The sequence below is a fragment of the Stieleria bergensis genome (assembly GCA_007745635.1).
Lineage (GTDB): Bacteria > Planctomycetota > Planctomycetia > Pirellulales > Pirellulaceae > Stieleria > Stieleria bergensis.
The window spans coordinates 4378603-4392611 of the sequence record CP036272.1 but is presented as its reverse complement, the minus strand read 5'-3'; the positions used below and the strand labels follow the sequence as shown (position 1 = coordinate 4392611).

Sequence of the window (14009 nt, the reverse complement as noted above, 5' to 3'; positions counted from 1 at the left end):
AAATCATGATCAAGACCGTTCTAAAACAATTCGTACCGCCTCGCATCCGGCAGTCGATGCGCCGTGGCTGGTTGGTTCAACAGCATCGAAACGGAGCCTGCGAGTGCAATGTTTGCGGCAACAGCGTCGAGGCGTTTCATTCGCATGGAATCCCGCCACGTCCCTCGATTCGCTGTCCGATCTGCGGCAGTAAGCCATGTCACCGTTTGATTTGGGCGTGGCTGAGTGAAAACGTCAGCGTGATCCGGCCCAATCATATGGTTCTGCATATCGCACCACAGCGCGAGTTGGGAAATCGGATTGCGGAAGTGGTTCGCTGGCGTGGCGCGACTTTCCATTCCGGTGCCATCAATGATCCTCAGGACCCACTGGACATTACCCAGTTGCCATTCGCTGATCAAAGTGTCGATCTTTTGATTGCGTGTCATGTTTTCAACATGCTGCCCGCAGATGATCCTGCCTTTGCAGAGGTGCACCGTGTGCTTCGCCCCGGCGGGTTGGCCATTACGTCCGTGCCGATCCACTGCGATGTCACAGCGTTGATCGAACTGCCTGGCGAGACCACCTGCCAAGAGCGGCTGGCGACCTTTGGCGATCCATTCATGTTTCGCAAATACACTCAGCAGGCGTTCTATCAGCAGGCACACAGATTCGGGTTTGAGTTTGCTCTGATCCAACCACAACACCTTGAGCATGGTGACTATCGTTGGGAGCTCGCCGAGGAGTCGCTGCATCTGTTGCGAAAGAGTCCATGATCTCGCTGACATTTGATGACGCTTTGGTGGAACATCTAGAGATCGCCGCACCCATCCTAGATGCCTATCAGTTGAGCGGGACATTCTATGTCCACTTGGCAGCCAACCAGTTTTTTCAACGCCGAAGTGATTGGTCTGCACTCGCGGATCGGGGTCATGAACTGGGTGGGCACACCATCTTTCATCCGGCGGTTTCATCCAAAAACTGGGTGAGCTCCGGCATCGCGATCGATGATTACAGCCTGGATCGAATGCGGCACGAGCTGACGGTTGCCAACGACTATTTGACTTCCATCGATGGATTCACCGAGCGTAGTTTTGCCTATCCGTGTAGCAATCCAAGCGTTGGAAAAGAAGGCTACGTGCGGCGCATGCTTCCTGCGTTGGGACTGCAGCGAACTCGCGTGGCGGGTTGGGTGGATCGAATGGGGATCGACTTTGGGGCCACGAAGCAACGGTATCAAGACTTGGTTTCACAGTTGTATTTCGCTGCACGCAGTGGCGGGATCACACTGGCCGACACAGCGCCGCCAGCGACGGCAATGGATCGCTTCTTGCTCGTTAGCGCTGCGGTCAATGGTGATGGACTTGAGCCCATGTGCGAGTTCATCGAACGTTCTTTGGCGTCCGATGGATGGGCAATTCTTCAGTTTCATGGCGTGGGCGGCGGTCATGCGATGAATTGTCCACAGGACGATTTCGCTCAGCTGATTGATTGGATAGCGTCCCGGTACGCAGAGTCAGTTGTCACGATTAGGGATGGAGTCAAACGATTACAGCGCGATGGAACGCGATTACGTCATTTAAGTGTCCGATGATGAGTCAGAATCTAGAACCCACTTCCGATTTTGTTCCTGGTATGGTGTCGACCATCATTCCGGTTTACAACCGCAAACGCTTGTTGGTCGAAGCCGCCGAAAGCGTGCTCAGCCAGTGTTACCAATCGATCGAGTTGATCATCGTTGACGATGGTTCGCGTGATCGATCGTATCAAACCGCCAAGCAACTTCAGTCCCGGTTTCCCGAACTGATCAAGGTACTCAGACAAGCAAACCGAGGCGTTGGTGTCGCGCGTGAGCACGGTCGCCGATACGCTCGTGGCGAATTCATTCAGTACCTCGATAGCGACGACCTGCTGGTGGCGAACAAGTTTCGCGACAGTGTTCAGTTGATGCGAGACCGACCGGAACTGGGGGCTGTCTACGGGTGGATCAAACTGCGTCAAGCTGACGGCAGCGAATTGGATCATCCGTACAAGTGTAGTGGCGTCGAACGAGCCAGCCTGTTTCCCTGGTTGCTATCGGATCGTTGGTGGAACACCAATGCACCGCTCTGGCGACGCAGTGTTTGTGATCAGATTGGCCCCTGGAGCAGTTTGCGTTGGTCGCAGGACTGGGAATACGACGCTCGTGCAGCGTCTCGCGGAGTCCAATTGGGCTATCTACCGCAATACGTCACCATTCAGCGACAGCACAACGGACGCCGGCAATCAGCGGCCAGCCGATGGACATCCAGGCAACGGATCGACAATCGGGTGCAGTTCTTTGAAGCGCTGTGGGAACATGCCCAGGTCGGGCAGATTTCCGAAGACAATTCTCATCGTCAGCACTTTGCCCGGTGGGCGTTTGCGACCGCTCGCAGCGCCGCCTTTGCTGGCCATGGTCTGGCTGCCGCCCGCTTGATGCGAGTGGCTTATGGAGCGGCGGGCAAACAAGCTCGTGTCGCGCGCGGCTTCGAACTCTTTGACCGAACGCGACGAATGTTTGGCAATCGAATAGCCGGACGAATTTGGAAACTTGCTGGCAAGGTCAAACCCGTAGGTCGGTTTACTTTGCAAGAGTCTTTTACCAATGGAGTGCAATAGATGAAGCTGCTTGTCAATGCGTTATCAATCACCAACCAGAGCGGTCGAAATGTACTGGTTGCCCAGCTCAATCAGCTGAAGCATTGGTTCGCCGATCAGTTGGATTGCACGATTCTGTATCACCAGTCGAATCAGGATCTGATTGCGCAGATCCCGGGCATGAACTGGCGGCGCTGTCCCGGCTATACGTCTCATTGGCTGGGCCGGGCGGTTTGGGAACGAGCGAACATCGATTCGATGGCGGGTTCCATTGGCTGTGATGTCATCTATTGCGTTTCTGGAATGACTCTGCCAACACAGGTTCCGCAGCTCGTTTTATGCATGAATCCTTGGGCCATGATTCCAGGGGTGCCACAGGGTTTCAAACAGCAGATCAAGGCAAGCCTGCAACGCAAACAGTATCGCAATGCAATTGCCCGGGCAGACGCGATGGTGTTCTTGTCAGACTACATTCGACAAGCCTATCAAGAAAATGCGAACGCCCAGGCCGAACGGGACTGCGTCTCTTATGCTCCCATCGATCCAGCGGTGATTGAGCGAGCCGCGTCGATCGGAAAGCGAAACCGCGAGCGGAATCACATTGTGAGCGTGTCCGCCATGGCCAGGCATAAGAATCCTCATGTGTTGGTCAAGGCGTTGAAACAGATTCGCCAGCAACGCATTGATGCCAGGCTGACGCTTGCTGGTGGCTGGCCTGACCCGCAATACAGACGTGACGTGGTCGAACTGATTGACTCACTGCAGCTGACCGAACACGTCTCGTTAACAGGCTGGGTGGACGACAATCAACTGGCGGAGCTCTATCAGCGAGCGGATGTTTTCTGTTTGCTCAGCTCCAGTGAATCGTTCGGGATCCCAGCCATCGAGGCGCAGTGCTACGGAACGCCATGCGTGGGGACCGATGCCTGTGCCGTTCCTGAGGTCTGTGGGGAAGGCGGAGTTTACGTGCCGGTCAACGACAGCCAAGCGGCGGCAGATCAATTGTCACGCTTGCTAACTGATCAAGCGCATTGGCATTCGCTGCATCAAGCGGCATTGCGGAATGTCCAGCGTTTCCGCTGTGATGTCGCTTGCCGATCTCTGGCTCACGCCCTGATGCGGTTTGATTCGCGCTTGCAAAGTCCGCTTGGCCCCCAGCAGCAAACCGACGACGCGTTGATCTTTCATCGTGCCGGAACTCTATCGACCTTCGCTTCGCAAAACAGCGGTGTGATGCAGAACTAGCGACCGCACACCGGGAATGCCAGCCAACATCAGAACCATGAAAACGACACCGCCACGAAGACATCCAAGTCATCCTTTGCCAACGGCCAAAGTTTTAGGGGAGGTCCGACCGTTTGGATCGGCCAATGGGTTGCAGCAACGAATCGATCCACCTAGCGATGCAAGCATCCGCGTGCCAACCGTTTCGGTCGTCATGGGTGTTCATAACGGTGAGCTGACGGTGGCCGAAACAATCGACTCAATGCTCTGTCAGAGTTTGAGTGCATTCGAATTCATTATTGTTGACGACGGCTCGACTGACACCACGGCCGAGAGATTGCAGCGCTACGCAAATCAGGATTCACGGATCCGGCTGGTCCATCAGGAAAACCGTGGTTTGACGGCCGCTCTGCAACGAGGTTGCTCGCTGGCACAAGGAAAGTACATTGCCCGCTGCGATGCCGGGGACTGGTATGCACCCGAGCGTTTGGAACGCCAGTTGGCTGTCTTGGAAGACAGTCCGGAAATCGTTGCCGTCGGTGGTGGTGGTCAGCGTGTTGGGCCGGACGGCGAGTACCTGTTTACAGACCAGCGAAACGCACCGCCGGCGGTGATTACACAACAGTTGAAGCAGGCCGATGCCGCGATCACGCATGCGGTGGCCATGTATCGGACCACCGTCTATCAGCAAGTCGGCGGGTATCGCGATGAGTTCACATTCGCCCAGGACATTGATCTCTGGTTGCGGATGGTTGAGCATGGACTGTTGGCTGAAATTCCGGAAATGATTTGTCGCATTCGGATCGAACCGCAGGGGATTTCGTTGGCCAAGAAAGTGTCCCAGTGGCGTCTCGCCGAGATCGCCTATCAATGTGCGGCACTTCGAGCCAAGGGACAAGACGAGTCAACGCTGCTCCGCGAAGCCGCCAATCTGGGCATCGCCAAGCAGCCGGCGCAGACGGTTTGGGGAAAGATTCAAACTCGCTTGACGAAGGCCAAAAGCGTCCGCTTCGTTGGTAATCAATTGTTTGTGAATCGAGACGCACGCTGTCGCCATTACTACCTTCAGTCTCTCGCGATAAACCCCACCAGCCCAACCGTCTGGTCGCGATGGTTGGCGTCCTGGTTGTTGTGTAGGCATCGTGAATAAACGCATCGAGCAACCGTTGCCTGAGAGCAGCGTTTCCAGCCCGGCCAGAGTGATCAATCGAACACTGCACACCGCTGATCTGGTTTTACAGCGTTTGCGAGCCAGCCTGTGGCGTGTAAGGGGTGCCAGATTGAGCGCCAAAGTCATGATTGGGTCCGGTGTCATGATCCGTGAACCCTCCAGCGTGACGCTGATGGATCACGTGACCGTCGAGAGCCAAGTTTGGCTGAAGGTCGTCGATCACAGGGCAACGATTTAAGTTGGGAAACACTCTTTCATCGGGCGTGGGACTCAGTTTGATGTTTCAGGTTCCGTTCACGTCGGTGAACAAGTCTTGATTGCACCCAATGTGTTCATCACCGACCACCAGCATCGGGTCGATTCAATGATTCCAATCGCTGAACAGGGGTGTGAACAACGTCCTGTCGTGATTGGCGATGACGTTTGGATTGGAACAGGGGCCGTGATCCTGCCTGGGGTGACGATCGGCAGTGGAGCGGTGATCGGCGCTGGGGCGATTGTGAATCAAGACATTCCCGCAAATCAAATTTGGGCCGGCGTTCCAGCTCGAATGATTCGACATCGTGGTGGAGCGGGGCCACCTCAGCCAAAGAAACTTTCCACGGTATTGAATTCATGATGAAGCAATTAATCAAGTCCGCACTACGGCAATGCAATGTGGAAGTCGGGCGTCCGGTCGATCCCGAACTGCCGCTACAGCATGCCTTGAAGATCGCGGGCCGCCCGCATTCCTTTTGGTTGGTCAATCGCTTTACCAAAGACTGGTGGCAGCGGCCCGAAATTGAATGTAGCGGCGAGTTTGCTTACTTGTCCAAGCTTGCTAAGTTTGGTGACACGGTCGTTGAAATCGGAGCTCATCATGGCATGATGACCCTCTTGCTGTCGGACCAGATTGGTTCCGAAGGCCACGTCTATGCGATTGAAGCAGAGCCATTCAATTTGATGACGTTGCAAGCGAATTGCTTTAGTAATCAGGTTCGCAACGTCAGCACGTTCCACTGTGCAGTGGGTGATCACTGCGGACGCGTTGATTTTGGGGGTGAGTCATTGGCGGCTCAATCGGGAACGGTCCGCAAGGTCGTCATGACGACTTTGGGCGAGTTTGCCGAACAATCGCAAATTGAATTCATTGATCTGCTGAAGATCGATGTCGAAGGGTATGAAACTCAAGTGCTGCGTGGCGCGGGGAGCCTGTTGAAAAAGATTCCTCGGCTCGCCATTGAACTGCACCTGGACTTGTTACAGCAAGCCGGTAGCAGCTTGGCAGAGTTTTGGTCCTTGCTGGAGACGAACATTGCGGTCGGGGACAAGACCGTCATTGCCATCCAACGGCCTGATTGGAACACTGGACGACCAATCACGTCGATTACTGACCTGCCTGATTCAGGGGTGGTCAATCTTTTTATCTCCAATGAATTCTAATTTTCCGTCGACGCCCGGCACGCAGAACTGGTTTGCTGACAAACCAGTCGTAGTCGTCGCGCAAAATCCTCGGCAGCGTTCATCGCGTGCTACGGCCAAGAACGACTCTCAGCAAGAACGCCGCACGCCACCGAGCGTGGTGAATTTGTCTTTGGCAATCCCCACGTATGGTCGGAACAAGGTTCTGATCAAAACCATCGAGTCGATCCTGAAGCTGCACTGCCAGCCCAGAGAGATTTTGGTGCTGGACCAATCCAGTAAGCATGATCGCGAGACCCAGCAGCGCCTGGATTTGTGGCAAGGGATGGATGTGATTCGCTGGATTCGCATCCCAAAGCCAAGTATTCCAGGGGCGATGAATCGCGCCCTAAGAATTGCGGTGGCGCCGTCGGTGTTATTCATTGACGATGACATTCTGCCTCGGGGCGAATTCATTCGTCATCATCACGAGGCCTTACGCGATCGTCCCGAACGCTGGGCAACGGTTGGGCAAATCGTTCAGCCCTGGCAAGAACCCAGTGATGTTGCTGCGCCGCGGCGAAGTTCGGGCATCTATCGCGATTTTGATTTTCCATTCTGTTCGACTCGGGATCAGGATGTCACCAACGTGATGGCGGGCAACCTCTGCGTGCGCCGGCAACAAGCCCTTTGGATCGGCGGGTTCGATGAGGGCTATGTTGGCGTCGCTTATCGCTTTGAATCCGATTTTGCCCATCGGTTGGTTAAGTCCGGTGGACAAATCCGCTTTCTGGGCAACGCTGGGATTGATCATCTAATGGCATCCAAAGGGGGCACACGCTCCTACGGAAAGCATCAATCAAGTCCCTCACCCATGCACGCGGTAGGGGATTACTACTACGCCCGAAAACACACCAAGCATCAAGCGATGGTTTGGTTCTATTCCCTGCGACGGTTAGTCAAAGAGAGTTTTACACGTTTTCACCTGCTTCGTCCGTGGTTGATTCCATTCAAGCTGGTAGGCGAGGTACGTGGGTACTTCTTGGCAAAATCCCTGCTGGAAAAACAGTCCAGCGCGCTACAGGATCCAAAACAGGAAGATCAATGAAGTTAATGTATCTGACCACCCATCCGATCCAAAACCAAGTGCCGGTGTTTCGGAAATTGGCCCAGACTCCGGGGATTGACTTTAAAACACTTTACTGTCAGATCCCCGATGCCCAACAACAGGGACAACAGTTCGGTGTGAACTTCGAGTGGGACATTCCACTGTTGGATGGCTATGAGTATGAAGTGCTGGAGAATCGATCGCGAAAACCCAGTGTGATGAAGTTCGACGGTTGTGATACGCCCGGTGTGGCCCGAAGTCTGCATCAGCATCAACCTGATGCGGTGGCGATCAATGGCTGGGTGGTCAAAAGTTGTTTGCAAACCGCGCGCGCCTGTCGACGTTTAAGGATCCCTGCCATCGTGCGTGGCGAAGCAAACGATCTGCGGCCGCGATCCTGGTGGAAGCGTCAGTTGCACCAGCAGATGATGCAGTTGTTTGATGCATATTGCCCGATCGGTCTTGCGAGCACTCGATTTTATCGCCAATTAAATATTCCTGATGAAAAGCTGTTTCTGTCCCCGTATTGCGTGGACAATGATCGCGTCAGCAGGTCAGCGCCAAAGACCGATGCGTCGAGAGCTCTGGCTCGTCAGCGGTTCAAGATTCAGGATGATCGTTGCTGTTTGCTGTTTTGCGGAAAGCTGATGCCCAAGAAGCACCCGTTGACAATCCTAAAGGCTTTGGAACATAGCATCGCCGATGGATCAAAGGTGCAGCTGCTAATCGTTGGCGATGGGGAATTGAGAGCAGAGTGCGAGCAATTCGTCTCTGCGCGGAGTCTTCCGGTAACCTTCGCAGGCTTTATCAATCAGTCCGAAATTAGCATGGCGTATGACGTCGCGGATTGTTTGGTCTTGCCCTCCGATCACGGAGAGACCTGGGGGCTTGTGGTGAACGAAGCTTTCGCGGCGGGAAATCCAGCCATTGTCAGCGACCAAGTCGGGTCGTATCCGGATCTGATCGAAAACGGTGTCACAGGTTGGGTGCATCGATTTGACGATGTTTCGCACCTGGCAAGTCGAATCAGCGAGGCAGCCGAAGATCCACAGCGGCTAACACTGATGGGACAGCAAGCCAAGGAACTGATCCATAACTTCAGTCCGGCGCGGGCCGCCAAGGGCATTGTCGCGGCGGCGGAATACTGCGCTGCCAATCGCTTGCAGTACGCTTGATCTCTCGGTCAGTATTTTTGCACCGTCCGCATATTGGCCCGCACATTGGCAAAATTGATGCACATCGGTTTGATAGACACTTCGTTGGTAGGGTCACGGGGCAGTATGGCGCGGTATCGCGATCAACTGGTCCGAGCGCTAGCCGATTATCAAGGGCAAAGCGTTCAAACAAGCGTGCTTTCGCTTGGCCCCAGCTCACAGCAGCTTCGGCGCGTCCCCCGGCCTTTGCGGTCGATCCTGCGTCATGGCTTCACTTGGAATGCTGCTCGCAAGATTGATCCATCAGAATTCGACTTATTGCATCTTCTTGACGGTAGTTTTGGCTATGTCGCCAGCGCACTGCGAACGCAGCGTTATGTGACAACGGTACATGATTTGATACCTCGGTTACAAACTCAAGGAACGTTCGCCAAGGCTCCGCGGGTTGGAAGATTTGCTTCGGCCATCGTCAATCGCAGTTTGCGCGGTGTTGCTGGCGCACGTGCGATTTGCTGCGACAGTCATTGCACCGCTGCGGACTTGATGGGAACTCAGTTCGTGAGCGATGACCAAGTTTCGGTTGTTCATCTTGGACTCACGGACGGATTGACCAAAGACGAGATTCAGTCGGACCGGTCGTTTGCCAGTCGCCCAGAGGATGGCGTGAGTGATCCGGTCATTCTGCACGTTGGCAACAATGGATTTTATAAGAATCGTTTGGGTGTGATCGAGGTTTTCGAACGCATCGCCGCTGTCCGCAAGGCGCAGCTTGTGTTGGCAGGCGAACTGCCTAGCACAGCGATTCTCGATAGAGTTGCCAGCAGTGCGTTTTCAAAACAGATCCAGGTGCGCAGCGACTTGACCGACGGGCAGCTCTATAAGCTTTATCGATCGAGCGCGTTGTTGCTATTTCCTAGCTGGTACGAAGGGTTTGGTTGGCCACCGTTGGAGGCGATGGCGGTCGGCTGTCCGGTGGTCTGCAGCAGCGCGGGGTCCCTTGCAGAGATCGTCGGTGACGCCGCGGCGATCAGTCATCCCGGAGACACCGTCGGCCTTGCAAATCACTGCCTGCGGTTGCTTGGGGACATCCCTTATCGGGAGCGAATGATCCAGAGGGGGGTCACGCAGAGCGCACAATTCAGTTGGGAAAAGACGGCCCAAGAGATGGCCCGTTTTTATGCGCGGGCCCTGTTTGAAAATCAGGCCAGCGTCGAAAATCATCCAGGGGGCGAACATGGAAGGAAGGTTTCAGCGAATCGATATTCCGCGAGCCAAGTCAGCAAGCAGCCCCGTCGGCAGCGAAGCCTTCGTTGATACCTCGCGCGGTAATTGTCGTTCCATTCATGGTTTTGCGAACAAAGTGGGGCGTGTTCTGTGGACGGTCTGTTGGTGGACTTGTTTTCGACCGTCACCGCGAGTGTTCTATTTCTGGCGAGTCATGCTGCTGCGACTCTTTGGGGCTCGTGTTCATCGGAAGAGCCGAATTCATCCCTCCGCCCGCATCTGGGCACCGTGGAATCTGAGCGTTGGTGCGGACACCTCTGTTGGACATCATGTTGATCTTTACAACGTCGCGCCGATCTATTTGGGGAACCGGGTCACGGTTTCTCAAGAGACACTGCTTTGCACGGCCTCGCATGAGATCACTGATCCAACCATGGTGTTGACGCGGCAATCCATTCGCCTGGAGGATGAATCCTGGGCGTGTGCACGTTCTTATTTGGGGCCAGGAGTACTGTTGGGACGCGGGGCTGTGGCAGGCGCTTGCGCCGTGGTCACCAAGAGCGTTGAGCCTTGGAAAGTGGTCGCGGGCAATCCGGCTGCGGTTCTCAAGGAGCGAAAACTCTGCCATGTCTAGTTCTGAAACCGCGTGGCGATACGGTGCGGCTGAAACTCGTCCGCAAGCTGTCTCAAAGACGAATCCAGATGAACGCCTTCTCAGCTCTGAGACGCCCAGAGCCGAGACGCTCGACTCCCAGCGGCACATCGCGGCGGTCCGAAACGGTCTCTCTGCCGTCGTGCTTGCGTTCAACGAAGCTCGCAACATTCGACGCTGCATTGAATCGTTGTCCTGGTGCGATGAAGTCGTGGTGGTCGACGATTGTTCGACCGACGCAACGCGGGAAGTTGCCGAATCATTGGGCGCTCGAGTGGTACAGCATCGGTTTGAGTCATTCGCCAAACAACGGAATTGGGCCCTGCAAAACGCTGATCTTCAACAGCCCTGGGTGTTGATGCTGGACGCCGATGAAGTCGCGACGCCTGGGTTTGCCAATGAAGCACAAATCGCGGTCAACGAAGCGGCTAGCGACTTGCAGGCGATCTGCATTTGTCGCAAGACAGTGTTTATGGGCAAGACGCTGCATCATGCCGATGGCTTTCCTGTGTGGATCATGCGATTGGTACGAAACGGAATGGCCGCCTTCGAGGACCTCGGTCATGGTGAACGACCCGTTCCCAGCGGTGTTGGTACACCCAAACTGATTCGGGAACCCCTGCTGCATTTCGCCTTCAGTCGCGGGATGGACGATTGGTGGAATCGCCATGTGCGGTATGCCAAACGCGAAGCCATTCGGGAGTCGAATGAGGGACGCGACCGTTGTTGGCGCGATCTGTTTGCTGCGGATTCCTGGAAACGACGTCGCCAGTTGCGGGCGTTAACGGCTTGCCTGCCAGGACGCGGCTGGATGCGTTTCTTGTATCAGTACATTTACAAATGTGGATTCCTCGATGGTACGGCCGGCCTGCAGTTTTGTCGCATGATGGCTTGCTATGAAGCGATGATCTCCGTTCGCCGTGCTGAGACACATTGGCTGAGCGACAGTGAACAACACAGTGATTCCTTCTCTGAACCAGTGACCCGAGCTTAATCGTTGGCTAACGCGTTTTATCTATTATGCCTAATCGGTGGACTGATTGGAGCACGGAATTGGAAGCACGGTCTGGTGATCGCGATGATCCTGGACTGCGCTCGGGATCCGGTGCGCAAGTTGGTCCCTGGCGAGCCAACGACCATCACCTATGCCGTCGGCTTGGTTTGGGCCGGGCTGATGCTGAATATGTTGGTCAGCCAACGCAAACGCCTGATGGAGATTCGTCAGCGATTCTTATGGATTGATCAAGTCGTCATTTTGCTGCTGTGCAGTTTGGTGCCGGGGGCATTGATGTCTCTTTCGCTGCACAAGTTTGGTCCCGTTCTGGCGCTTGTCGGGTTCGTCTCGTACAGCGTGCCGCTTCTGGGGATCCTGGTGGGGATTTGCTATACCTTCGACTTGGCTGCTTTTCGCCGCCTGCTGCAGGTCTATATCTTCGTTAACAGTTTGTTCTTCATTGGCTCGTTGGCCGAGTTGCTGAACTGGGGCTGGCCGGGGCTAGGCGGTTTAAGCGGATTCCATTGGATTCGTTACACGTCGAATGATATCGTGACTTTGTACAGCGGCTTCTTTCGCAGTCCCGATATCGCTGGTTTTCACGCTGCCAATGTCATGATCGCCTCGATCATGTTGTTGCTCAATCGAGGCGATAAACCTCGCTTGGAGCGACGGATGAATCCCGTCTGGTTGTTCACTGCCAGTTGGAGTTTTGTGCCGTTGTTACTTTGCGGTCGCCGAAAGATGCTCGTGATTCCGGTGGTGTTCGTGGTCACGTATCTTTGTTATTTGAACCTGTTTAGTCGGCGGGACGTTCGCCGCGTGGCTGCTTACATCGCGTCCGTGGTCGCCATTGGGGCGGTGCCTTTGATTCTGCTGGGAAATCGCTCGACCGTAGACAGTCACCAGGCGTATTATGCGTCCACGCTAAGTGACCTCGCGCCTCGCCTGCGAGACAACGTCGCCGGCAGTGTGGTGGGAACCTTGCAGCAGTCCGGAGTGATGGGGGGCGGTCTAGGCGTGGCAACTCAAGGGGCACACTATTTCTCCAGTGACCAAGCCCTGAACGCTTGGCAAGAGGATGGAGTCAGTCGATTGTTCATGGAGCTGGGGATTCCCGGCGTGATCATGATTGGATTAGCGGGAATCATTCTCATCCGCCGATTAGGCGCCGAGGCTCGGAAAGGTGGTTACGCACCGCTGGTGGAGCTGAGGGCGATGATGTTTGCCATGTCTGCGGGGAACTTGGCTTCGTTTGTCGCTTCCCACCAGCATTTCAGTAGCGACCCCGCCAATACGCTTTGGGTGCTGATCTTTTTTGGGATGTTCATGGGGGCATTGGCGATCAATTTGCCCGCCAATTTCAATTCGGCAGCCACTGCCCAACCCAGTCAAGTCCCACCGCCAGCGATGCGGCCTGTCGCTCACTTCCCCGGGGACGCTGCCTCGTCAACCGGACAGCCTGTCGGCCGTGCAATCGAGTGATGTCGGTTTCACATGCCTGAGCAAAGCCGTTACAATGAATTTTGGTAGGATGCGATCCTTTCCCTACGAAGATTCATTCGTGCTCGCAGGATTCGGTTGAAGTCATGTCGGTAAAACAAGTTCAGTGCCCAAAGTGCAAACAGACGCAGAATGTGATGGCGTCGATGATGAACGCCAAATGCCCAAGCTGTGGGATGGTGTTTTCGACGACCGCTGAGCCTGCCGCTGCTGGCGGTGATCCTGCGAATGCCGCCAATCCCTACCTCTCCACTGCCTCACAAGCGTCGTCAGCTTCCAGTGCCAACAAAGCCATTGTTCCGGCGGTTGTTGTTGGAGTGGTCTTGCTGGTCGCCTTCGGCGGAATCTCCTTCCTGTTCCTTGGATCTTCTTCGACCACCACTTCCACTGTTCCTGCGGCCAGCAGTGGTAGTCGTCCGGTGACCGACTCGGGCGGAGCCTCCAACTCAACAGCAAAGGCTGACAACAAACCGCTTGGCCCCGATCTGCCAACGGAGTACCAGGTCATCTCATTGCCCGAAACCACTCGCAAGCAGATTCATCGCGACTACCGAGCGATGATCGATTCATCGCTGGGGAAATCATCACGGATTCCCGATGGAGCTGCTGGAATCGCGTTGAACAATACCTTGGACAGCGTTGTCCGCCGAGAAGTCGACCGGTTGGCTGCCCTGCATAGCGTGAGCTCGGACGATATTTATCACATTGTCGCTGAGGGTGACGACAAAGGCTGGTAGGAATCACAACTCCATAGGGCTTGCTGAATGAGTCGAACACCTTGCTTTTTACTTGGCTTGGCAAAAGTCATCATGGACTGCCCTGCGCCGTAGGTGTTCCGCTTTCACAGCCCAAGGTCGCGAAGCGCACTTTGGTTAGGAGCGCACTTTGGTTAGGAGCTGACTAAATCAGCAACCCCTCCAAAGACACGCTCGACACGCAGTTTCGATTGTCTGACTGAACTCAGGCACAATCGTTTCCATCAACCGCATCAGGATCATCCA

Annotated in this window: 15 protein-coding genes; all 15 read left to right on the top strand. The window is 55.0% G+C overall.

Annotated elements, in window-relative coordinates:
- Positions 1–5: 5 nt before the first annotated feature.
- Entirely contained in the window at positions 6–755 is a 750-nt protein-coding gene (locus SV7mr_RS15580) for a methyltransferase domain-containing protein (protein ID WP_419187451.1), read from the top strand.
- Positions 752–1573, top strand: a complete 822-nt coding sequence (locus SV7mr_RS15575) for a polysaccharide deacetylase family protein (RefSeq protein ID WP_145274046.1) — start codon at positions 752–754, stop codon at positions 1571–1573. Before SV7mr_RS15580 ends, SV7mr_RS15575 begins: the two co-directional genes overlap by 4 nt.
- Positions 1570–2619, top strand: coding sequence for a glycosyltransferase family 2 protein (locus SV7mr_RS15570; RefSeq protein WP_145274043.1), 1050 nt, complete (start codon positions 1570–1572; stop codon positions 2617–2619). Before SV7mr_RS15575 ends, SV7mr_RS15570 begins: the two co-directional genes overlap by 4 nt.
- On the top strand, positions 2620–3843 hold the full coding sequence (locus SV7mr_RS15565; protein ID WP_145274040.1) for a glycosyltransferase: 1224 nt from the start codon (positions 2620–2622) through the stop codon (positions 3841–3843).
- A gap of 37 nt (positions 3844–3880) precedes the next feature.
- Positions 3881–4972, top strand: coding sequence for a glycosyltransferase family 2 protein (locus SV7mr_RS15560; RefSeq protein WP_419187450.1), 1092 nt, complete (start codon positions 3881–3883; stop codon positions 4970–4972).
- Entirely contained in the window at positions 4965–5231 is a 267-nt protein-coding gene (locus SV7mr_RS15555) for an LbetaH domain-containing protein (RefSeq protein WP_145274034.1), read from the top strand. Before SV7mr_RS15560 ends, SV7mr_RS15555 begins: the two co-directional genes overlap by 8 nt.
- A 75-nt stretch (positions 5232–5306) precedes the next feature.
- The gene (locus SV7mr_RS15550) at positions 5307–5612 is read left to right on the top strand and encodes an acyltransferase (RefSeq protein ID WP_145274031.1); all 306 of its coding nucleotides are present in this window, start codon (positions 5307–5309) and stop codon (positions 5610–5612) included.
- Complete coding sequence (locus tag SV7mr_RS15545; RefSeq protein WP_145274028.1) at positions 5609–6415, top strand: FkbM family methyltransferase; 807 nt, start codon at positions 5609–5611, stop codon at positions 6413–6415. The genes SV7mr_RS15550 and SV7mr_RS15545 overlap by 4 nt, the downstream gene beginning before the upstream one ends.
- The gene (locus tag SV7mr_RS15540; protein ID WP_145274024.1) at positions 6405–7481 is read left to right on the top strand and encodes a glycosyltransferase family 2 protein; all 1077 of its coding nucleotides are present in this window, start codon (positions 6405–6407) and stop codon (positions 7479–7481) included. Before SV7mr_RS15545 ends, SV7mr_RS15540 begins: the two co-directional genes overlap by 11 nt.
- The gene (locus SV7mr_RS15535; protein ID WP_145274021.1) at positions 7478–8656 is read left to right on the top strand and encodes a glycosyltransferase family 4 protein; all 1179 of its coding nucleotides are present in this window, start codon (positions 7478–7480) and stop codon (positions 8654–8656) included. The genes SV7mr_RS15540 and SV7mr_RS15535 overlap by 4 nt, the downstream gene beginning before the upstream one ends.
- A gap of 57 nt (positions 8657–8713) precedes the next feature.
- Positions 8714–9949 (top strand): glycosyltransferase family 4 protein, encoded by a 1236-nt coding sequence (locus SV7mr_RS15530; protein WP_145274017.1) that lies wholly within the window; start codon positions 8714–8716, stop codon positions 9947–9949.
- Positions 9950–10073: 124 nt separating this feature from the next.
- A complete protein-coding gene (locus tag SV7mr_RS25475; protein ID WP_419187449.1) occupies positions 10074–10493 on the top strand; it encodes an LbetaH domain-containing protein in 420 nt (139 codons plus the stop codon).
- Entirely contained in the window at positions 10486–11505 is a 1020-nt protein-coding gene (locus SV7mr_RS15525; RefSeq protein ID WP_419187448.1) for a glycosyltransferase family 2 protein, read from the top strand. Before SV7mr_RS25475 ends, SV7mr_RS15525 begins: the two co-directional genes overlap by 8 nt.
- A 75-nt stretch (positions 11506–11580) precedes the next feature.
- Entirely contained in the window at positions 11581–12990 is a 1410-nt protein-coding gene (locus tag SV7mr_RS15520) for a hypothetical protein (protein WP_419187447.1), read from the top strand.
- A 104-nt stretch (positions 12991–13094) separates the two neighbouring features.
- Positions 13095–13745 (top strand): hypothetical protein, encoded by a 651-nt coding sequence (locus SV7mr_RS15515; RefSeq protein WP_145274008.1) that lies wholly within the window; start codon positions 13095–13097, stop codon positions 13743–13745.
- Positions 13746–14009 lie beyond the last annotated feature (264 nt).